General features: G+C 38.5%; 24 protein-coding genes and 1 pseudogene. 8 read left to right on the forward strand and 17 right to left on the reverse strand.

What is annotated here, in order from left to right; all coding sequences use genetic code 11:
• Positions 1-97: 97 nt before the first annotated feature.
• Positions 98-1312, forward strand: coding sequence for a sporulation integral membrane protein YlbJ (gene ylbJ / locus BPOF4_RS12300; protein ID WP_012959510.1), 1215 nt, complete (start codon positions 98-100; stop codon positions 1310-1312).
• Between the two features lie 42 nt (positions 1313-1354).
• On the opposite strand, the gene coaD is transcribed toward ylbJ, so the two are convergent.
• Both coaD and rsmD read right to left on the reverse strand, forming a co-directional pair.
• The gene (coaD, locus tag BPOF4_RS12305; protein ID WP_012959511.1) at positions 1355-1840 is read right to left on the reverse strand and encodes a pantetheine-phosphate adenylyltransferase; all 486 of its coding nucleotides are present in this window, start codon (positions 1838-1840) and stop codon (positions 1355-1357) included.
• Positions 1841-1893: 53 nt separating this feature from the next.
• Positions 1894-2451 carry a 16S rRNA (guanine(966)-N(2))-methyltransferase RsmD gene (rsmD, locus tag BPOF4_RS12310; RefSeq protein WP_012959512.1) on the reverse strand — a complete coding sequence of 186 codons (558 nt, stop codon included), beginning with the start codon at positions 2449-2451 and terminating at the stop codon, positions 1894-1896.
• Between the two features lie 439 nt (positions 2452-2890).
• On the opposite strand from rsmD, the gene BPOF4_RS12315 reads away from it, so the two are divergent.
• Positions 2891-3280, forward strand: coding sequence for a DUF7147 family protein (locus tag BPOF4_RS12315; RefSeq protein ID WP_012959513.1), 390 nt, complete (start codon positions 2891-2893; stop codon positions 3278-3280).
• A 46-nt stretch (positions 3281-3326) separates the two neighbouring features.
• Here the strand turns inward: BPOF4_RS12315 and BPOF4_RS12320 are convergent, their stop codons facing one another.
• Both BPOF4_RS12320 and BPOF4_RS12325 read right to left on the reverse strand, forming a co-directional pair.
• Positions 3327-4559: an MFS transporter gene (locus BPOF4_RS12320; RefSeq protein ID WP_012959514.1), complete on the reverse strand. Its 1233-nt coding sequence runs from the start codon at positions 4557-4559 to the stop codon at positions 3327-3329.
• Between the two features lie 173 nt (positions 4560-4732).
• Positions 4733-5005, reverse strand: coding sequence for a YlbG family protein (locus BPOF4_RS12325; protein WP_012959515.1), 273 nt, complete (start codon positions 5003-5005; stop codon positions 4733-4735).
• 160 nt (positions 5006-5165) lie between these two features.
• On the opposite strand from BPOF4_RS12325, the gene BPOF4_RS12330 reads away from it, so the two are divergent.
• Positions 5166-5486 (forward strand): hypothetical protein, encoded by a 321-nt coding sequence (locus BPOF4_RS12330; protein WP_012959516.1) that lies wholly within the window; start codon positions 5166-5168, stop codon positions 5484-5486.
• A gap of 27 nt (positions 5487-5513) precedes the next feature.
• On the opposite strand, the gene BPOF4_RS12335 is transcribed toward BPOF4_RS12330, so the two are convergent.
• Positions 5514-5954, reverse strand: a complete 441-nt coding sequence (locus BPOF4_RS12335) for a YlbF/YmcA family competence regulator (protein WP_012959518.1) — start codon at positions 5952-5954, stop codon at positions 5514-5516.
• A gap of 66 nt (positions 5955-6020) precedes the next feature.
• Positions 6021-6989 (reverse strand): UV DNA damage repair endonuclease UvsE, encoded by a 969-nt coding sequence (gene uvsE, locus BPOF4_RS12340; protein ID WP_041822903.1) that lies wholly within the window; start codon positions 6987-6989, stop codon positions 6021-6023.
• Between the two features lie 95 nt (positions 6990-7084).
• On the opposite strand from uvsE, the gene BPOF4_RS12345 reads away from it, so the two are divergent.
• A complete protein-coding gene (locus tag BPOF4_RS12345) occupies positions 7085-7858 on the forward strand; it encodes an ATP-grasp domain-containing protein (protein ID WP_012959520.1) in 774 nt (257 codons plus the stop codon).
• Here the strand turns inward: BPOF4_RS12345 and BPOF4_RS12350 are convergent.
• The 3 genes from BPOF4_RS12350 to BPOF4_RS12360 all read right to left on the reverse strand — a co-directional run bounded on the left by BPOF4_RS12350 (position 7848) and on the right by BPOF4_RS12360 (position 9125).
• The gene (locus tag BPOF4_RS12350; RefSeq protein WP_012959521.1) at positions 7848-8279 is read right to left on the reverse strand and encodes a hypothetical protein; all 432 of its coding nucleotides are present in this window, start codon (positions 8277-8279) and stop codon (positions 7848-7850) included. The two genes, BPOF4_RS12345 and BPOF4_RS12350, sit on opposite strands and share 11 nt — an antisense overlap.
• A gap of 96 nt (positions 8280-8375) precedes the next feature.
• Positions 8376-8642 carry a YlbE-like family protein gene (locus BPOF4_RS12355; protein ID WP_012959522.1) on the reverse strand — a complete coding sequence of 89 codons (267 nt, stop codon included), beginning with the start codon at positions 8640-8642 and terminating at the stop codon, positions 8376-8378.
• Positions 8643-8660: 18 nt separating this feature from the next.
• Complete coding sequence (locus BPOF4_RS12360; RefSeq protein ID WP_012959523.1) at positions 8661-9125, reverse strand: YlbD family protein; 465 nt, start codon at positions 9123-9125, stop codon at positions 8661-8663.
• 181 nt (positions 9126-9306) lie between these two features.
• Between BPOF4_RS12360 and BPOF4_RS12365 the strand changes: the two genes are divergently transcribed.
• Positions 9307-9816, forward strand: a complete 510-nt coding sequence (locus BPOF4_RS12365; protein ID WP_041822480.1) for a PaaI family thioesterase — start codon at positions 9307-9309, stop codon at positions 9814-9816.
• Positions 9817-9859: 43 nt separating this feature from the next.
• Here the strand turns inward: BPOF4_RS12365 and BPOF4_RS12370 are convergent, their stop codons facing one another.
• The gene (locus BPOF4_RS12370) at positions 9860-10972 is read right to left on the reverse strand and encodes a CAP domain-containing protein (RefSeq protein WP_012959525.1); all 1113 of its coding nucleotides are present in this window, start codon (positions 10970-10972) and stop codon (positions 9860-9862) included.
• Positions 10973-11226: 254 nt separating this feature from the next.
• Between BPOF4_RS12370 and BPOF4_RS12375 the strand changes: the two genes are divergently transcribed.
• The gene (locus BPOF4_RS12375) at positions 11227-11577 is read left to right on the forward strand and encodes a YugN family protein (protein ID WP_012959526.1); all 351 of its coding nucleotides are present in this window, start codon (positions 11227-11229) and stop codon (positions 11575-11577) included.
• A gap of 103 nt (positions 11578-11680) precedes the next feature.
• Positions 11681-12842, forward strand: a pseudogene (locus BPOF4_RS12385) (IS3 family transposase).
• A 76-nt stretch (positions 12843-12918) separates the two neighbouring features.
• Here the strand turns inward: BPOF4_RS12385 and BPOF4_RS12390 are convergent.
• The gene (locus BPOF4_RS12390) at positions 12919-13380 is read right to left on the reverse strand and encodes a TcaA NTF2-like domain-containing protein (protein ID WP_012959528.1); all 462 of its coding nucleotides are present in this window, start codon (positions 13378-13380) and stop codon (positions 12919-12921) included.
• Between the two features lie 239 nt (positions 13381-13619).
• Between BPOF4_RS12390 and ytvI the strand changes: the two genes are divergently transcribed.
• Positions 13620-14678, forward strand: coding sequence for a sporulation integral membrane protein YtvI (gene ytvI / locus BPOF4_RS12395; RefSeq protein WP_012959529.1), 1059 nt, complete (start codon positions 13620-13622; stop codon positions 14676-14678).
• A 65-nt stretch (positions 14679-14743) separates the two neighbouring features.
• Here the strand turns inward: ytvI and BPOF4_RS12400 are convergent, their stop codons facing one another.
• From BPOF4_RS12400 to cyoE, 6 genes are all read right to left on the reverse strand, one after another.
• The gene (locus BPOF4_RS12400; protein ID WP_012959530.1) at positions 14744-15301 is read right to left on the reverse strand and encodes a DUF420 domain-containing protein; all 558 of its coding nucleotides are present in this window, start codon (positions 15299-15301) and stop codon (positions 14744-14746) included.
• A 166-nt stretch (positions 15302-15467) separates the two neighbouring features.
• On the reverse strand, positions 15468-15812 hold the full coding sequence (locus tag BPOF4_RS12405) for a cytochrome C oxidase subunit IV family protein (protein ID WP_012959531.1): 345 nt from the start codon (positions 15810-15812) through the stop codon (positions 15468-15470).
• A gap of 4 nt (positions 15813-15816) precedes the next feature.
• Positions 15817-16437 carry a cytochrome (ubi)quinol oxidase subunit III gene (locus BPOF4_RS12410; protein ID WP_012959532.1) on the reverse strand — a complete coding sequence of 207 codons (621 nt, stop codon included), beginning with the start codon at positions 16435-16437 and terminating at the stop codon, positions 15817-15819.
• A gap of 3 nt (positions 16438-16440) precedes the next feature.
• Positions 16441-18318 carry a cytochrome c oxidase subunit I gene (ctaD, locus tag BPOF4_RS12415; RefSeq protein ID WP_012959533.1) on the reverse strand — a complete coding sequence of 626 codons (1878 nt, stop codon included), beginning with the start codon at positions 18316-18318 and terminating at the stop codon, positions 16441-16443.
• Between the two features lie 35 nt (positions 18319-18353).
• A complete protein-coding gene (gene coxB / locus BPOF4_RS12420) occupies positions 18354-19382 on the reverse strand; it encodes a cytochrome c oxidase subunit II (RefSeq protein WP_012959534.1) in 1029 nt (342 codons plus the stop codon).
• Positions 19383-19497: 115 nt separating this feature from the next.
• Positions 19498-20436 (reverse strand): heme o synthase, encoded by a 939-nt coding sequence (cyoE, locus tag BPOF4_RS12425; RefSeq protein WP_012959535.1) that lies wholly within the window; start codon positions 20434-20436, stop codon positions 19498-19500.
• Positions 20437-20495 lie beyond the last annotated feature (59 nt).

The following is a 20495-nucleotide window of genomic DNA, read 5'->3' on the forward strand; positions in this document are numbered from 1 at the left end:
TACGTATATTTAATTATGGACAAGAATTCAAAAATGCCTTAATCCGATATACAACATTTAAGACCAGCGTTTTAATTAAAAGGAGGCTGCCCCTTCGATGTATTCTTCTAAAATGAAAACAATTCTGCTTGCAGCTGTAGCTATATTTCTTGCAGGCTCACTTATGGTTTTTCCAAAAGAATCGTTTGAAGCATCGATTCGTGGAATGACGATGTGGTGGGATGTCGTATTTCCATCCTTGCTGCCTTTTTTTATTGTCTCTGAATTATTAATAGGGTTTGGTGTTGTTTCATTTATCGGGGCACTCTTAGAGCCATTAATGAGACCCCTCTTTCGCGTGCCAGGGGTTGGAGGGTTTGTATGGGCGATGGGGCTAGCATCAGGAAATCCTGCAGGTGCTAAACTGACTGCCCGCCTTAGACAAGAAGGAAAAGTGACTCAAATAGAAGCAGAACGCCTCGTCTCATTTACGAACTCTTCTAACCCGCTTTTTATATTCGGCGCCATTGCTGTAGGTTTCTTTCATAACCCTGCATTAGGTATTGTGCTTGCACTTGCTCACTATCTAGGTAATATCTGTGTCGGGCTGCTATTTCGCTTTCATGGTCGTGACCAAGAAGAAGACAGCAACGCTAAAAGCAGCAGTCTTTCGATAAAAGAGGCTCTTCGCCTTTTGCATCAAGAACGCTTAAAAGATGGCCGTCCTATTGGAAAACTATTAGGAGATGCCGTGCAGTCCTCTGTCAAGACCTTGTTAATGATCGGCGGTTTTATCATTTTATTTTCCGTTTTAAATCAATTGCTGTTATTAATTGGAATAACATCCATTCTTGCCGCCTTAATCTCTATTATACTGACATTTTTCAAGTTACCAAGTGATTTAAGCATCCCTTTTATTTCGGGATTGTTTGAAATAACACTTGGAGCTAAGAAGACTAGTGAGAGTACTGACACCATGCTCCTGCATCAAATCATTGTCACCAGCTTCTTCCTTGCTTTTAGCGGGTTTTCCATCCAAGCTCAGGTTGCCAGTATTTTAGCGGATACAGATATTCGATTTAAGCCATTTTTCTTAGCACGAATCATTCATGGTTTTTTTGCAGCTTGTTTTGCTTTAGTTTTATGGGAGCCCCTTTATGTAAATCAGCAAAGTACCCAGGAGTGGGGAGTCATTCCTGTTTTTCTCATCGATCAATCAGAAAGGATTCACCCGATCTGGCAGCTCGTCGTTGAATATGGTTCCATATTTACTCTTATCACTCTTATTATCTATATCCTGTTAAAAGCTAATCGGGCCATAAAGCACATATAAAAAAGCAGATCAGAGAATTACTCGGGTCTGCTTTCTTTTTGCTTATGATTCTTTAAACTTTTTCTTTAACGCCTCTGCTACAATATCAGGCACAATATCTGAAACATCTGCTTCATATTTAGCTACTTCTTTTACAATACTCGAACTTAAATATGAATAGTGGTTGTTCGTCATCATAAAAAAGGTTTCGATTTCAGGGCCGAGTTTTTTATTAATAGAGGCAGCCTGCATTTCATATTCAAAATCAGAAACGGCTCTTAACCCCCGGATAATCGTGTTTGCTTTTTTCTCTTGCATATAATTAATGAGGAGTCCATTAAATGAATCAATTACCACATTGTCTAAATGAGATGTTACTTCTTTTAACAGCTGTACTCTTTCCTCAGCTGAAAACATCGGCTGCTTATTTCGATTATGTAGAACTGCAACAATAACTTGATCAAAAACCTTAGCACCTCGAGTAATAATATCTAGATGCCCATAAGTAACTGGGTCAAAGCTCCCTGGACAAACTGCTATACTAGCCATTTCCTTACCCCCTAGACTTTTTTTGATTAGCGGTTGCTTTACATAAGAATTAATTAATCCTTATCATACTCAAAAATTGTGATGGTCGTATCTCCATATGTTTCGGCCCGAATCAGCGTTAATTCATTAATCTTATCAGGCATTTCTACTTTGGCATCATGTTCACATACAATCATACCCTCTTTCTCTAAGAGACCATGATCGCTGATGATACTGATGTCAGAGGAAAGCTTTTGTTTTGCGTAGGGAGGGTCTAAAAAGATAAGCGAGAATGCCAGCTCACGCTTAATTAATGCTTTAAGTGCACGGTCTGAATCATTGCGATATACCTCACCCTGCTCACTTAACCCGCACTGCTTAAGATTTTCTTTTATTGTTTGGACAGCTTTCCTATCCTGATCGACAAAGATTACTTTTTCTACCCCGCGGCTAAGAGACTCGATCCCAAGACCTCCGCTTCCTGCATACAAATCTAAGGCAAGTCCCCCGTTAAAGTAAGGACCGATCATATTAAAAATGGATTCCTTTACTTTGTCCGTAGTTGGTCTAGTTGACACGCCAGGTACAGCTTTTATTGACAAGCCTTTTTTTTCACCAGAAATCACTCTCATACTATCCACCTAACTTTCTTTAACCATTCTTCATCATCCTACCATAAATCCCCTTAAACAAGCACTATCAGATCATCTAACTTTTTTAATACATCATGTATATTGCCCAAATGTTTTGTTTATAATGACAGATAGCGGCATTGATTCAATGTTGCGACAACCGCGGAGAAGACTTACGTTTCCCCATAAGTTCTTCCTCCGGTTTCTCCTCTCCCATAGCCTAGTACATACATAGGTATGTTACATGGCACCTCGTAAGTTCATCTTACGAGGTTTTTTTTGTCTCGACATTCCAATGAAGACATGCTACATTTTTTGTGTGCTGTTTTTCTGTTTTCGTAATACATATTTTGTAATACATATTTTGTAATATATATTTTGTAATATATAGCGTGCAATTTATTTATTAAATGCTTTGCTGAAAAAGGAGAGACTGGAATTGATTCAACGATTCATAGAACTTGGCGAGGGGTACTCTGATATTTATGAACTGCTTGAACTAGCTCGTTTGAATAGAGAACGTATCCACCGTTTAATACGTTTAGATACAACAATAGGCAACAATGAAAAAACATCTTTAGCTGTGGTGTTAGAGCCTGCTGCGCCGGGGAAACTTATGCCGATCTATATTTGCAGAGAAGGCGTGACAAACCCTGATGTAACTCCTAATCAAAGGTATGATTTATTCTCAGAGATGGCAGAGGAGCTTGACCTTACTATCCATAGTTTATCAGTTAAAGATTCTAAGCAATTTAAAGAAGACGAATTATACTATCAATATCTTATCGGTATTTTACGTATGAACCGCTATATTCCTCCTCTTCAATAGGCAGTCGTCGCGGCACTATTCAAATCAAAAGCAAGAAAGCTGCTCTCTAATGAGAAGCAGCTTTCTTTTTTTGATGAAATTCCCTCATAAATAACCGTTCTGCTGGCGGCAGAACTTTAAGCTTTACTATGGCTACATTTACAAGAAGAATTGCAGCACACACTAAAAACAAACCTCGTACTCCAACATTTGCTATGATCCAGCCGCCGATGATTGGCCCAATCATTGTGCCAAGATACATAGCACTGTTTGAAAATCCATACGTCCTGCTCTCCATCCCATTCGGGGCATGAAGACGTATTAGTGTATTAGCTGCTGGCAGAAGGCCTCCTAGACAAAGACCTACCATAAACCTCAAGGCAATTAACTGCCATATGTCTGCAACAAAAGCTTGAGGGATCGAAAACATGGCAACGCCAAGCATAGAGTAAATCAAAACATGATGAGCCCCTTTTTTATCACTCAGCTTACCAAGAAACGGAGCGGTCATCATATTAGCAAATCCCATTACAGATATAGCTAGCCCTGCAAAGAATGCCACATTTTCTGCAGGTGTTAATTCTGTTACAAACAGAGAAAGCAGCGGGTTCACACCCATAATCGCTAATTGAATTAAAAAGATAACTAAATAAAGAGATAATACAGGTTTTTGCTTCGTTACAGCTATAAAGTCCTCTTTCGTGCTAGTTTTCTGTTCCTTAGAAACTGGGGTAAATGACTCACGTACGAAGAACAACACGCCTAAAGCAGCAACCAAAATACATAATCCAGTTAAAAAGAAAACCATTTGATAACTGAAGGCCTGTGCCATTACACCTCCAATTAAAGGGCCGCATATAGCTCCTGCTACAGTTCCTGATTGCAGCACACCTAAAGCATAGCCCACTTTTTCCTTTGGAGTATTAGTGGATACAAGACCAATCGAGGCTGGGATAAAACCAGAGATCACCCCGTTTAATAGTCTTAAAATCAAAAGAGAAACCGGACCTGTAGCAAATCCAGTTAAACTAATAACTAAAGCCATACCAAAACCCGACCGTAAAATCATCATTTTTCGTCCATGTCGATCAGCCATTCTTCCCCAAAATGGTGAAAATAAAAAGGCCGTTAAAAAGTTAGCCCCAAAAATAATACCAGCCCACAGACTTAACGTCTGTGGGTTCGTCACACCAAGTTCTTTTAAATACAGGGGAAGAAAAGGGATAATCATAGTCATAGCACTCATTACAATAAATTGACAGACAACTAAAATACGTAAATTTCGTTTCCAACCGTCCACAACGATCACTTCCTCTTCTATTAAACCCATTATATATTTCGATTCACGAAGTATTCAACAAGTAAAAACAGCCCTTTAACGCGTAAAAGAAACTGTAACAGCAGTTTAACTTCCGGAACCTCTTCGAATCTCTAAATTTCTAATTTACATAAAAAAACCAGGTTATCACCTGGTTAAATACCCATTTTATAATCATATTCTTTAGCCTTATCCGGCTTAGCATTTTGAAATTCAGTCTTGATGAAAGGTCTCATCGAAGGTTGAACATCACGCACGTAATGAAAGGATTGCAGCTTTTTTGTAATTTCCTCTACTTTATCCTGGTCACAATAGAAAATAACATACTTCATCTTCTTAGAAACATATTGTACGTTTCCAAAACGCCTAAGCTGCCTTGCAAACTTAAGAGAAGTCAGCCATACAGCTATCCCTTGACGGTTCCCCATAATTTCGTTCTCCTTTTTCATCAACTTACTTTAGTCTAGCATGCATTAACACCGAGAGCAACTTCATCTGCCGGCTGAAAATATGGATGATATTCAAAAATTACGATACACTTATTATATAATGAACATAGCGAGCACCCTACTTTAAAGGATGAAGTGTATGAATTTAGACGTCATTTGGGAGAAGTTTATGATTATGACTTCTACAGAACCTGCGATTGAGAGTATTAGCAAGAAAATTTTTAGCGGCTTTCCGTTTCTATATATTCACTCTTATATCACAAAAGAGGATGTAGAAAGACTATTGTTCTATAATGCAGCGGCCGTAATGAAAGGTAAACGATTACAGGCCGATATTATTTTTGTGAGAGAACAAGACCAAACCTTTATTTACAGAATGAGATTTTACGTACCAAATGAGAAACTTGTTTGCTGCGGGAGGGGTTGCAGAGATTGTATCAGATTTCGTGATTCCACATAAAAAACAGGCGCTTATTGCGCCTGTTTCCTATCCACAACTGCATCCTCCGCCAGACCCACATCCACCACTACAAGACATTTGATCAAAATACGGGTTTCCTGTAGGAACTTTTATTGTTTTTGAAATAGAATGAGCAATCAGCTCACTTACTTCATTTAGCAACATCTCTAGTTCACGCTCTGCTGCTTTAAATTCCTTTACTGACTCCGTTACATCTACCTTTCGTTTCAACTGTCGTATTTCAGTTGAAACCGTATCATAGTCAGGATGATAACGTCCGAAGCGCTGTACCTCTTCATGCCGCTCTTTCATTTCTGTAAACTCAACGATAAGCTTTTGAGCCGGCTGGTCGTTCTCAAGTGCCTTTTTGGCATGTATATATTGAATAAATACATCGGATTGTCCGATTGATTTGGCTAGTTCTTCTGATTGATCCATCAATTCAATGGTTGACATCGTAAGAAGCATAACGACACCTCCTAACAACCATTATACCATGTCTTGCATGTAAACACATCCTGCACACTACTTTCCTTATGTGGAATAGTACTCTATTTGGGCATTTGCTACCTTCCGAACAGAGCGAAAAGCTTGCAGATCCTCCATTAATTTAATTAATGCAACATCCTTTTCTTTTGCTTCAATCATAATATCAATTTGACTCGTCGTTCCGCTTATCTCTCTTAAAAACCGTTCTAGGCGGCTTGCATCAATATAATCAGCATGAGACCTATCAAGCGGACCATCTTTTGGACTGGAGACATGCATCTTAATCGGATGAGGACTGTTTTCCCAAGTAGCAACGACCCTATTCCATAATGCGTGCAGGTCCGTTTCTCTTTGATAGACATCAAAATGGTGTAAATCAAATACCACAGGAATCCCTACTTTTTCTCCTAAATAAAGAGCATCTTCAACCGTGTAGTTTTTATCATCATTTTCAAGTATCAACATATTAACTAGAGCATGAGGAACATCTTGTATATTTGTAATAAATTGTTCTAATCCACCTTCAATCCCTTGCTTTTTTCCCCCAATATGAAGGACACAACGATGAGTTGGATCAATATTCATTCCTTTTAATAATTTATAATGATATAACAGGGTTTTTACCGATTGCTGTAATATTTCTTTCGATGGAGAGTTTAAGACGACAAAATGATCTGGATGAAAACCTGTCCTAATTTCAAACTTATTAATGTACTCCCCCAATTCTTTTAAATAGGGTGCTAAAACACGTTCATATTTCCAATCTGCTGTCAGCGGATGATTTACAAGAGGAACTAAGCGTGAGCTTAACCTAAAAAAATGAATTCCCTCTGCTTTGTTATGTTTCAATAACCGAATACAATTTTCAATATTACTTTTAGCTATGCGTTCAAGCTTCTTTATTGCAGCTTCTTTGTCATCAATTTCCATGAACTGTTTAACAGTCATGGTTTGAGAAGGTGATGCATTAGATAATTGTTTGCTCATTGCCACGTAACCAAAGCGTATCTTCATGGGGGAACCTGGATGTGTCATTGACAACCCCCTCCCTTCCGACTATAATTCTTTCGTCTGGAAATTACGTCCTTAAAAGAAAAGGTGAATTTAGAATGAAATTTGTCACGTTTAACCCATTTCGCACGATAGGCATTCCAGGAATACAGTATGTGAAGCCTGAACATCTGTTTTCTGAAAGAGAAAAAATTGATCAAGCTGATGTGTGCTTATTCCCTGAAAACTGGCAGGTAAATGCTCTTGTATACGGCATGAAAAAGCCTATTTTCCCAAGTATTCAATCTATTCAACTAGGCTTTAATAAAGTAGAAGTAACTCGTGCTCTTTGGAGTGTGTGTCCCGGGCATGTTCCTTATACACAAATACTAGGACATAGTGAGGACAGCATCCAGAAAATCCTTCAAAACTTCCCTTTCCCGTTTGTTGCAAAAGAAATAAGAAATTCAATGGGAAATGGAGTATTTCTGATTCATAATGAAGAAGAACTAAGAGAATACGCTGAAAACAACCCTACAATGTACATTCAAGAATACTTAGAAATAGACAGAGATCTGCGAGTTTGTTTTGTCGGTGATGAAGTCATTGCGAGCTATTGGCGCATAAATGAATCAAACAGTTTTCATAACAATGTAGCCAAAGGCGGAAAAATCTCCTTTGATAATATTCCACAAGAGGCCATTGAATTGGTTACAGAGACCGCAAGTGCACTAGGGATCGATCACGCTGGGTTTGATTTAGTATTTGCAAATGATCAATTTTACTTTCTAGAATTCAATACACTATTTGGAAATCAAGGTTTTCAACAGCTTGGTATTTCGATTGAACAAAAGATTTACAAGTATCTTCAAACGAAACACTCTACAATGTAATCGTCACTGAGTCTTCACTACCATAAGGGGTACGATCATTTTTCACTAACACCACTCGAATCGTATGCTCACCCCGAGGCAATCCTTCTATGACAAAGCTGTTAGTAAATAACGTAGCAGCATGCTCATCATTTATATAAAGCCGGTAATGCCCTTCAGCGTCTTGATGGAGGGCTCCTTCTTTTTCTTCCGTTACGACCACCCCTCTAATCACACAATCAATGAAGACATCATTTTCTCTCAATGAATAGGACAATGAAATATGCGGCTCACTTGTACCTGAAATAACTTCGATAGGTAGGGAACGATAGAGCGGTTTAATAGAAATTGATTCTAGATCAATCTGCCCTGCCACACCATTAGCTGGATAGATCACTAAGAAAAAATAAATCATTATAACGACTCTAGCCAAAAGCTTCATACACAGCTCTCCATTCACAAATCATCTATCATAAGCATGTGTCATCAAGGCTTACTTTATGTACACCGATATATAAACAAAAAACACAAAGACCACTTATTGAAGCGGTCCTTGTGCTGCTTGTGCCACTGTTTGCTGGCCCATTTTCAACATTTCAATCATCATCATTGCTAGACCTAAGTGATTTTGCATTTTTTCTACACGTTGCGGTATCGTTTTGCCGTAAAAGAAGTTTGCCTCTTTTTCAAGCGCTGGAATTAAACTCGGATCTCTTCCTAACTTCCTGTACCATATCGGATTCTGCCGGATGAATTGCCGTAATTCAGGTCTTTCATTTAACAGCTGCTGGATTTCTGCTCTCAATTGACTTTCCCCCTTTTTTTAATCTCGTCTAAATGAAAAAGGCTGATCTTGGGTAGGTCTTGATTGAGAATTTGTAGGCTGTTGGAATGTCTGCATCACATTTTGTACATTGGAGAGGACTGAGCTAAATTGTGCTAGATGATTCTGTAGATCTTGCACATTAAAGCGTCTCATCATATTCATTAATTGGCCAAGAGTATCTGTTGCATTTTGCTGTTCCGATTGTTGTGTCGAATCAGAATTTGGTTGGGCGGTTGTTTGTTGATTCATCTGTTGACTCGCTTGTTGAAATGTTTCAGCTTGTTGATTCATGGTTTTGTACGGAATCCATTGTTCGTGATCAGCACCTAAAACTGACCATTCCTCATAAAATTGCTGTAAACTTTTTTGATTCGAACGGATTTCCATACTTATTTTAGGATGTTCTTTTACAAAATGCTTAAACTGTTCAACAGAAGGATGCATGCCCTCATGTTGTGCCATCTTCATCCTCCTCCTTCATTCTGCTACTTGGTTTTCCTGCCTATTTTAATCGAGTAAAAACATACCCTTCTCTTCTATCCTATACATCTGCCCAGTCCAATGTGCAGCTTAATATGATTGCAGGAAGCTTTTTCTTTTTGCTACAATATCAATAGGCAGTTAAAACAAGTGGAGGCTCTAAATGATGACAACATTAAAGCAAGAATTAAATGATACGTTTCAAGAATTAATTAGCACAGCGAATGATGAAGAATTACATGTCCTTTCTTCTATGTTAAAAGGCCTCAATGATAAAAAAGAACAGAAGTACGCAACTTATTTATCAGCTCTAACTCAGATACAAACACGCTTTTTAGATAATGGTGATTATGAAGTGGTTTTACCGATTCAGCCTCTGATTAATAATCCACTACAAATGGTGCACGGGGGAATAACAGCTACACTGCTTGATACAGCTATGGGATCGATGATTAACCGTATTTTACCTGAAGATAAAGCAGCGGTGACCGCTGAAATGAATGTTCATTACATAAAACCAGGTGTTGGCAGCAACCTTAAATGCGTAGCTCATTTGGCGCACAAGGGTAACAGCTTATGTGTTACGGAAGCGAAAGTATACGATAATCGAGAGAAATTAGTTGCAATGGCAACTGGAACATTCGCTGTTATTAATCGCCCGCAGGTAAAATAAACAAGCAGGTCAGGGTACTATACCCGACCTGCTTGTTTGCTTTTTAGAATCCCCACCCAGTCATAAAGTTTTGCGTGTAAAAATCTTTGTACACACCAACTCCTAGTTCTTCAAATTCTTTGTGTAACACATTTACTCTATGCCCTTCACTATTTAACCAGCCTTCTGTAGCCGCGAGTCCATCTACATATTGTGCAGCAATATTTTCCCCTGCGAGTCTGTAATTTAACTCACCACGATCAAATCGATCAGATAACTCGCCATATATAGGGGAGGTGTGTGAAAAATATTGTTCTTCTTGCATGTCCCTGCTATGAAGATAGGCTACGTCTGAGACTTCACCGTTCCAGGTAAACGGTTCTAAACCGTGACGTTCTCTCAACACATTGGTGAAGCTAAAAATATGCCTAGCTTGTCCTGCTTCAATCTCCTCCCATTCAGCTTCCGTTACATTCTCTTCCTCAGGAAGGGCTCCTCGATACGAAACAGAATAAGGTCTTTGTTTTAACAATACCTCATCTGTCAGATAACGGATACTTGATAATTCATTTGTATGAATATCGAAATATAGCTGCATCCATCCATCATCCACTTCTACGATCGGCCGCATATTACGGTCTTCTGGGGTCAATTCGAATTGGTAATGGTTACCTCCCGCTCGTAATTCAACTTGTTGAGTAAACGTATAACGTTCGTCTAAGGTCTGATAGCTCTCTCCAAACATTGTTTCTTCTGAATTAAGTTCTGACCAGCTAGTAAATGTAGTAACTACCTGCTCTTGTTCTATCCCAATTAGATGATAATAATCTTCTTCTTCATAAACCCACCAATCATAGCCAAAAGCTGAAGGATCTATTCTTGAAGGTTCGCCAAACAATTCCTTAACCTCTTCTACCCCAGCCCCAAGCAGCGGCTCATCTGACTCAAAGGTTCCTGTAGTTGAAGTTGTTTCAGACTCGTTTTCATTTTCCACTGGTGCAGTTTCTACGACTATTTCATCAGCAGCAGCTATTTCTTCTTCCTTGTCATCTTGCATAAACACAGATTGATCGTCGGCTTGAAACCATTCTTTAATTTCTGCTTCAAATTGGTATTCAAATACAGCCACACTTAGAAAAAGAGCTAACATGATCCCAATAAACACCTTTTGCTTCATAGGCTTCTCCTCCTGCTTTTCCCTCATCTATATCTATTCTTATTCCTTTTGCACATTTCCTTCAGCTAGTTATGTAATCTGCTGTCAATCCTTTAAACGATTCTGTCGAATTTTAACGCCATTATATCATCAATCTGTTAGAACTTCGCTCGATATACATAAAACATTCACCATTATCCGTTGCAACAAACGCCTTTTCATACTATTATTAGGAGGGTATAGTAATGAAGCAGACGAAATAAGGAGGGTTCCTGGTGAAATTTGAGCAAATTAACTTAGCAGATAAAGAAGTGAAATTTGAAACATTAAGACATGCTGCAGAATCAATTGGTTTAGTACATGCAGGTCAATGGGATTATGAGCGCGTTACATTTGATTACAAAATTGTTAATCAAGGAGATACATACTACCTACGTGTTCCTGCTTATGCTATTAAAGGTGACATTCCTCACGACGATGCAATCGTCAAATTAATGACGCCTATTTTAGGTAAGCACTATTATCCGCATGGTGTTGAATACGATGGTGAAACGTTCCCTAAATCAATCATTGACAAATGTGCAAAAAAACTAGAACTACTTAACACAAACCTAGAAGCAAAATAAGAAAAAGCCAAGCAACCTTAGACTAACCTAAATTAATGAGACACTATAAAACACCTTCGAAATGGTACACTTAAACAAAGTACTAATTCGGAGGTGTTTTTGCATGGGCAAAAACGTATATTCAAATGAAGTTAAGTGGGCAGTCGTGAAAGATAAGATGAGTGGTCAGTTTACGAACCAGGAGATCATGGAGAAATATGGGATTAAAAATGTGTCTCAGATCAAAACGTGGATGAAATGGTATCGTGAAAATCAGGTTCATCGATTCGATCAACCAATTGGGAAGCAATATTCATATGGTCATGGACCTGACAGTTCAAGTAATGAAGAGAAAAAAGAACGTCAAATGAATCATTTAAAGCAGGAAAATGAAATCTTAAAAAAGTATTTGGAGATCGAAAAGGAGCTGAAAAAGAAATCGTCCTCCAACTAGTCCAGACTTTACGAAAAAAATATACAGTATCAGCTATTTTATCAGCTTTAAATGTTCCCAGATCCACCTATTATCGCTGGGCATCTGCGCAACCAGTCGAGTTGTCTAAGGAAGAGGAAACGATTATCTACCTTTGCGAAAAAACAAAGTATCGATATGGTCATCGTAAAATCAAGGAGCTATTAAAACGTGACTATCATATCAAATTAAACCGTAATACTGTTAACGGATCATGCAGAAATACCACCTTCAATGTAGAGTAAAGCAAAAAAGAAGGTGGAAATCTCTAGGGGAATCTGTCATTGTTGCGCCAAACTTATTACAGCGAGAATTTAACGCAAGCAAACCTAACCAAAAGTGGGTAACGGATATTACCTACATCCAGTATGGTCCAGACACTTTATATTTATCAACGATCATGGACTTGTTTAATAATCAAATCGTTGCTTATAAGCTTTATACTCATCAACAAATCCCTTTGGTGATTGATACCTTGGATGAAGCACTAGAAACGCGAGGAAACCCCAAAGGAGTCATCATCCATTCAGATCAAGGAAGTGTTTATTCTTCTTATGCTTATCAAAATCGGATTAAAGAAAAGAATTTGGTCAGTAGTATGTCACGCCGGGGAAACTGTTGGGACAACGCAGTCATTGAGTCTTTCCATTCGAACCTGAAATCAGAAGAATTTCAGTATGTTAAATTCAATTCCTTGTCTTTAGAAGAAGTAAGGGATCGTGTAGATCAATTTATGAGGTATTATAACGATGAACGTATCCAAGAAAAATTAGGCTACCACACACCAATAAAGTTTGGTGATATGGCAGCCTAGGAAGGTGTTTTATTACTGTCTCATATGACTAGGTCAGTCTACCTGCTTGGCTTTTTCTTATCTATTGGTTACGATCCTATGATTTTACATGTCTGATCGTTACGATACGAAAAGAGTCAGCTCCACCCTTAGTCAACTCAAACCGTACGTCACGTTCAACTTCAATCGCTTGACCATGCTCTATCACTTCAACTCGTTCTGTTGCATCTACATATAAATCACCCTCAGGGTCTTCAAACACCTGATGAACTTGAAAGTCTAACAATTCCTTCGTGTTTCCCTCACTATGTGAATCAGAGACATAACGTCTTAAAGAATGATAAAAGCTGTTATTAGTAATCAGAAAAGGTTCTAATTCGTTGAAATTACCCGTGTTATAAGCCTCTACCATGGTTTCTTTATATTCTGTCACAAACTCACGAACAAGATCTTCACGTTCATCTGTTACTAGTGTTAAATTCGTATCATCCGAACCACATGCTGCTAATATACTTAGAATTAAAAAGACCATACTTGTCCGTATCCAGTACTTATTCATTACATACCTCACCTTTTTCACCATCTTTACAAATTGCTTTACTTATAGTAAGCACACAACTAGTAAGCACACAACTAGTAAGCACACAACCCATTATATCACACCAAAAAATGAATTCTTTTTCATCCTAGAGCGGATTTGTGAACAAAGTAAATAAAATAAACGCATATACTTGTTCAAGTTTTCAACTTCATACTATAATGAAGATAAGCTTTTATGTAGTAGAGAGGGGTTTCGAATTGGCAGCTTTCTTCACGAGACGTACGATTTGGATTATTATTTCTATTCTTTTATTTTTAGTCGCTGCATACTTTATTTTACCAGTGTCACTTCCATTAGTTGCCGCATTATTAACAGCTCTAATCCTAACACCTGCTGTTAATGCACTACAAAGGAAGACCAAGATAAAGCGAAATGTTGCGGTTATGCTTGTATTTACCGTTTTTGTTGTGTTTATCGGCCTAAGTGGTTACTATATTGCAACGAAAGCGATCACACAAGGTACACAAATTGTTGAAAATAGTCCGCAATATATTAGCGATATAAACAGAGCTTGGTTAAACTTCCAACGGAATTTAGAAGAAAAATATGAGAATCTCCCTCCTGAATTGGTGCAAGAGATTAATATTACAGTGACCAATACATTGAGTGACCTGCGTTCAAATATTAGTGATCGTAATCTTATTCAAGATATTACCTCATTAATATCAAGCATACCAGGTTATCTTGTTACATTTCTTGTTTATCTCATTGCGTTATTTTTATTTATGCTTGAACTGCCTAGACTGAGAGAAAAGCTGTATAGTTACCTCTCTGAGAGAACAAAAGAGAAAGTAAACTTTATGACATCACGTCTTTCTTACGTCATCTGGGGGTTTTTCAAAGCACAATTTTTAGTTAGTATTATTATCTTTATTGTAACGTTGATCGGCCTGCTCTTCATTGCTCCTGAAGTAGCTTTATTAATGGCATTTATAATTTGGCTGATTGACTTTGTCCCTATTATAGGATCAATCGTCATTTTAGCACCATGGGCCATTTTTCAATTAATTGTCGGTGATGTGAGTACAGGTTCTAAGCTGCTTATCCTGGCTGCTGTCTTATTGATTATTCGGAGAACAGTAGAACCAAAAGTAATGGGGAAACATATCGGTTTATCTCCACTTGCTACACTTATTGCGATGTACCTTGGGTTAATGTTATTTGGAGTAATCGGCTTTATTATTGGCCCCCTCCTTGTTATCGCCTTTACATCAGCTAAAGAAGCAGGAATTATTAAATTGAACTTTAAATTATAATCGGTTTGATTCAATTGCACCCTACAAGAAAAAGCATCATGCTCTGCATGATGCTTTTTTTCGCTTTAATAATAAGGTGATATCATTACATACACTAACACACCAGTTAAACTTACATAAAGCCAGATCGGCATCGTCCAGCGTGCAATTTTACGGTGACGCTCATTTTCCATATTCCATGCTCTAGCTACTGAAGTTAGAGCTAATGGGACAATAATTGCTGCTAGTACGATATGAGTTATTAAGATGAAGTAATAGATCCCAGCCATGATGCCTGATCCTCCGTACGGTGTCGATGCAGATAAGAAATGATGCGCGACATACGTAACGAGAAATAAAGTAGTTGTAATAAAGGCTGCATAAATAAAACGTCGATGAACCACTACATTCTTCTTTAAAATAGCAATCAATGCTGCTAGTAAGAATAAGAATGTGAAGCTATTAAAAATAGCATTCATAAGCGGCAGAACCTTTACATCAAAAGCATTAAAGTTCTCATAGCCTGGCATCCCTGATAATAATACAACTAAACCGTTGATGACGATCGTTACAATAATAATAAAAGGTTTATAATTTCGTTTCTTAAACGAAGGGTTGTCTGCTGCGTATTGGTGATTACTCACAAATCACAACTCCTTTCACTGCTGTATCAATTCTTTTGACTCGTACATATGAGTAGTACACATATATTATACAATAGAAAGATTATCTTTACTTAAATTTGATTGTCACAATCTCATGAACAAAAAAGCTCTCATTCATTATGAATGAGAGCTTTGAAGTATAACCTTAGATTTTATTGACTCCAAGCAGCAGCATTAAAGCAGCAATTGTTGGAACGGTAATGAAAATACCAGAAATCATGAACGCATTTGCCCAGCCATGGTCTTTATCCTTCATATGCATAAAGAAGAATAGTTGAAGAGCAAATTGAATCACGGCAAGGATGAAAATAAATGGAATAGCAAATGAACGTGGAATCACATCCGTTGCGACAGCCATAAATGACATCAATGTTAAGAAAATCATAAGAGCAAATACGACAATTTGCTTACGAATTTCTTTTTTAATGTGACGTCTTTCTTCCTCAGTCATTGCACTTTTATCAAATGATTGACTTAAATTATCTGCCATGTGATCAACCTCCTACTCCCATAAGATAGACAACTGTGAAGATGAATACCCACACAACGTCGATAAAGTGCCAGTATAGACCAGCCACATAGAACTTAGGAGCATTTGTCAACGTAATTCCACTCTTTCTGTAACGGATTAAGAGGACAATAATCCAGCTTAAACCAAAGGCAACGTGGGCACCATGCAGTCCAACTAAGGAATAGAATGCCGATGCAAATGCACTAGTTGAGAATCCAAATTGATAATCAACCACATAATGATGGAACTCATAAATTTCAAAGCCTAAGAATGCAAGACCTAATACAACTGTAATCCACATCCAAATCATCATGGCTTTGAAATTATTTTTCTTCATCGCAAACATTGCTAACACACTTGTTAAACTACTTGTTAACAGCAGCATTGTCATAATAAAGACAAGATCTAGAGCAACGAGGTCAGCTGAAGTAGGACCATCAGCTGTACCACCGCGAAGACCTAAGAATGTACCAAAGAATGTTGCAAAAAGGATGGTTTCACCACCAAGGAAGAACCAGAAACCAAGGAATTTATTTTTCCCTTCAAGTGTAGCCCTCTCCGGATGAGAAGGAAGACCTTTTGACGTATCAACTGCACCTGCCATTTCCTAGTTCCCTCCTTTCTTTAATTCCGCTAAATCAGCTTTCACTTGTTCAGCCGGAATATGGTAACCATGATCTTCTTTGATCGAACGAACAAACATACAACCGAATGTAAGAGCAAGACCGCCAATTGCTACGATCCATGGATTAATAATAGGATTATCCATGTTTAACATGATTAAACCAAAGCCTGCAAAGAACAAGCCGATGGACATAATGAAAGGCAGGATTGAACCGTTAGGCATGTGAATGTCTGTTACAGGTTCAGCCGGCTTCATTGTGCCGTCACCATGAATTTTTTCATAGAACAAAGGATCAAGAGAACGTACTTGCGGCGTTTGCGCAAAGTTGTACTCAGGAACCGGAGTTGGTGTTGCCCACTCAAGAGTACGAGCATCCCATGGATCTGCTACCGTTACACGCTCACCCTTGAATGCAGAGTAGATAACGTTGATAACAAGTAAGATAACACCAGCAGACATGAAGAATGTACCGATTGTACTGATGAAGTTAAATGCATCAAGACCTTGGTCGCCAAGATATGTGTAAACACGACGAGGCATACCCATTAGACCTAATAAATGTTGTACAAAGAATGTTAAATGGAAACCAATGTAGAATACCCAGAAGAATAGTTTACCTAGTGTTTCATTTAACATATGACCAAACATTTTCGGGTACCAATAGAATAGACCCGCGAATAATGAAAGAACGATACCACCAACGATAATGTAGTGGAAGTGAGCTACTACAAAGTACGTATCATGATATAGGTAATCAACAGGTGCCATAGCAAGCATTACCCCTGTTACCCCACCAAGTACGAATGTCGGTACGAAAGAAGATGCAAATAACATCGCTGTGTTAAATGTGATCTTACCGCCCCACATTGTAAATAGCCAGTTAAAGATCTTGATACCGGTTGGTACCGCAATCGTCATTGTTGCTACCGCGAAAATAGAGTTAGCAACAGGACCCATACCTACTGTAAACATGTGGTGAGCCCAAACCATGAATCCTAAGAATGCAATGATCATTGTAGCGAATACCATCGCTGTATAACCAAATAGACGCTTTCTTGAGAAAGCTGGAATAACTTCAGAAATAATCCCGAATGCCGGCAATACTAAGATATATACCTCAGGGTGACCGAAAATCCAGAAAATATGCTGCCATAATACTACGTTACCACCCATGCTCGGAATGAAGTATTGAGCTTCAAATAAACGATCTAACATTAGTAGTGCAAGACCAGCAGCAAGTGGTGTAAACGCGAATAAAATTAATGTAGACGAAATGAATGACGTCCATACGAATAATGGCAGACGCATCATTGTCATACCTGGTGCACGCATATTAACGATTGTAACAAGGAAGTTAATCGCTGAAATAAGCGTACCAATACCAGAAACCTGTAAACCTAGTACATAGAAATCAATTCCAAGTCCGCCGTAATCACGGCTAGATAGCGGCACATAAGCTGTCCAACCAGCATCAGGACCGCCGCCAAAGAACCAGCTTAAGCTAAGAAGTAATCCACCGAAAAAGAAGATCCAGAACCCGAGAGCGTTGACAAATGGAAATGCAACGTCACGAGCACCGATTTGTAGTGGAATAACATAGTTCATAAATGCAAACAATAATGGTGTAGCTGCTAAGAATAGCATAATCGTACCATGCATCGTAATGAATTCATTAAATGTTTGACCACTTAAGAAGTTCATTTCTGGATACATAAGCTGAATACGCATGAATAGCGCCATTACACCAGCTTTTACAAAGAAAAGTGTTCCTGCAATTAAATACATAATCGCAATCTTTTTATGGTCAACTGTTGTTAACCAATCCCAGATAACACTTTTTTCTTGTTTCTGTGTAGCCAATGGGTTAACCTCCTTCTAAATCAAGTTCGCTAGTCTTATTCCATTACTTTTAATGAACGAAGGTATGCAATTAGTGCTTCCATATCTTCCTCGCTCATATCAGGGTATGCTGGCATAACATTACCTTGTTTTAGAGATTGAGGATCACGAATCCATGCCTCTAGGTTCTCATCGTTATTCTCAAGATAACCAGCAATTACTTCACGCTCTCCAAAGTTAGTGAAAGCCGGACCTGCTGCAGTTCCCGTTCCACCTACCGCGTGACATCCAATACATGAGTTTTCTTCAAATACTTGACGACCTTGGTTAGCAAGAGTTTCGGTAGGCTCTTCTACCTCAGCTGACATACCTTCTACCCAAGCATCGTATTCATCACGCTCAAGAGCGATCAGTTTAAAGTCCATTAAGGCATGTGAAGGACCACAAAGCTCAGCACATTTACCTTTAAAAACGCCGGGCTCATCTGCTTCTAACCACATGTGGTTGGTGATACCAGGAACGGTATCAATTTTACCGCCTAGAGCAGGTACCCAGAATGAGTGAAGAACATCTTGCGCGTGAAGCTCAAAGATTACTTTCTCTCCTACTGGAATGTAAACATCTTGCCCAGCAGTAAACCCTTCGTTTTCGTAATCAAACTGCCACCAGAACTGATGACCTGTTACTTTGATGTAGACAGTGTTATCCCCTACTTCAGGGTCTGGATCCTTATCCGCAAACATAAACGTACCGGTAATTGTAGGTACCGCTAAGATTACAAGCAGGATAATCGGAATCACTGTCCACGTAATTTCGAGTGCCGTATTCCCGTGAACTTGTTTAGGAATCTCGTCGTCACCAGGTTTGCGACGATATTTTGCAAGGATGATGAAAAAGATTGCAAATACGACAATACTCACAAGGGCCATGACAATTATTGAAAGAATCATATTATCATAAATCCATTGTGCTTGAGGACCCTTAGGATCAAGAGCCGTTAGGTTTTCCTCCCCCAGACACCCTGTCAAGAAAAGGGTTAAAAATGAAAGAGGTAGAAAACGCGATGCTGTTTTCCAAAGTTTCATCTGACAATCCAACCTCACTTTCGTCAAGTAGTCATAACTACATAAAAATATTTATCATCAAAAATTCATTTCTAATGAGTTAGGTTCTCTAACTTAGTTAGATGTCTCTAATAAATTAGAAATGAACAATGACCATAAGAACAAATAGAATCGTTAAATAATTTAACGAATAAACAAACATTAATCTTGCCCACTTAATATCATCTTTCATCTTAAAACCAGCAATTCCAAGAGCAAGCCAACCTACTCCTAAAACAGCTGCGACGATTGTGTAGACAAGTCCAAAAGGGTAGAGCATTAAAGAAACTGGCAGAAGTGCGGCTACATAAACGACCATCTGACGTTTAGTCATTTCAAAACCTGCAACTACCGGCAGCATTGGAATTCCAGCTGCTCTGTATTCTTCTACACGCTTCATTGCTAATGCAAGGAAGTGTGGAGGCTGCCAAAGAAACATGATAAAAAATAGCAACCAAGCATACAAGTGTAAACCGCCATCGATCGCTGCCCAACCAATTAATGGAGGAACTGCTCCTGAAAAGCTTCCTACAATTGTATTTAATGTAGTAGTTCTCTTAGTCCACATAGTGTATAACACTACATAAATAAACAAACCAATTAACCCGATAACAGCTGCAGTCGGTGTTGTAAGCGCTAAAAAGATTATCCCTAAAGCAGCCTGTGCAAGTCCAACCAGCAGCACATGTTTAGCAGAAAAGCGTCCAGTTACAGTAGGCCTTTCTTTTGTTCGTTCCATAAGATGATCTATGTCACGATCAATATAGTTGTTTAATGTACAACCGCCTGCCATGACTAATGCTGCTCCTAAGAGCGCAAAAATCATTGTATCAAGATGCATCGTAAACACTGTACCGGTATAAACAATTGCCAAGTAAATCCCGGCAAAGGTTGTAATTAGATTAGAAGTAACGATCCCTTGCTTTGCAAGCACAAGATAGTCTTTCCATGATTTTTGCTGAACGTCAGCAACTGATGAATCAGGACCAGCTTCGATTACATTTGTCGGATCGATGGCTGTATTAGACTTATTCATCAATTCTTCACCCCCTTTGTAGAATGAACCATTCATACAGACATTTCTACAAAAAATAA

The organism is Alkalihalophilus pseudofirmus OF4, from assembly GCF_000005825.2.
Lineage (GTDB): Bacteria > Bacillota > Bacilli > Bacillales > Bacillaceae_D > Alkalihalophilus > Alkalihalophilus pseudofirmus.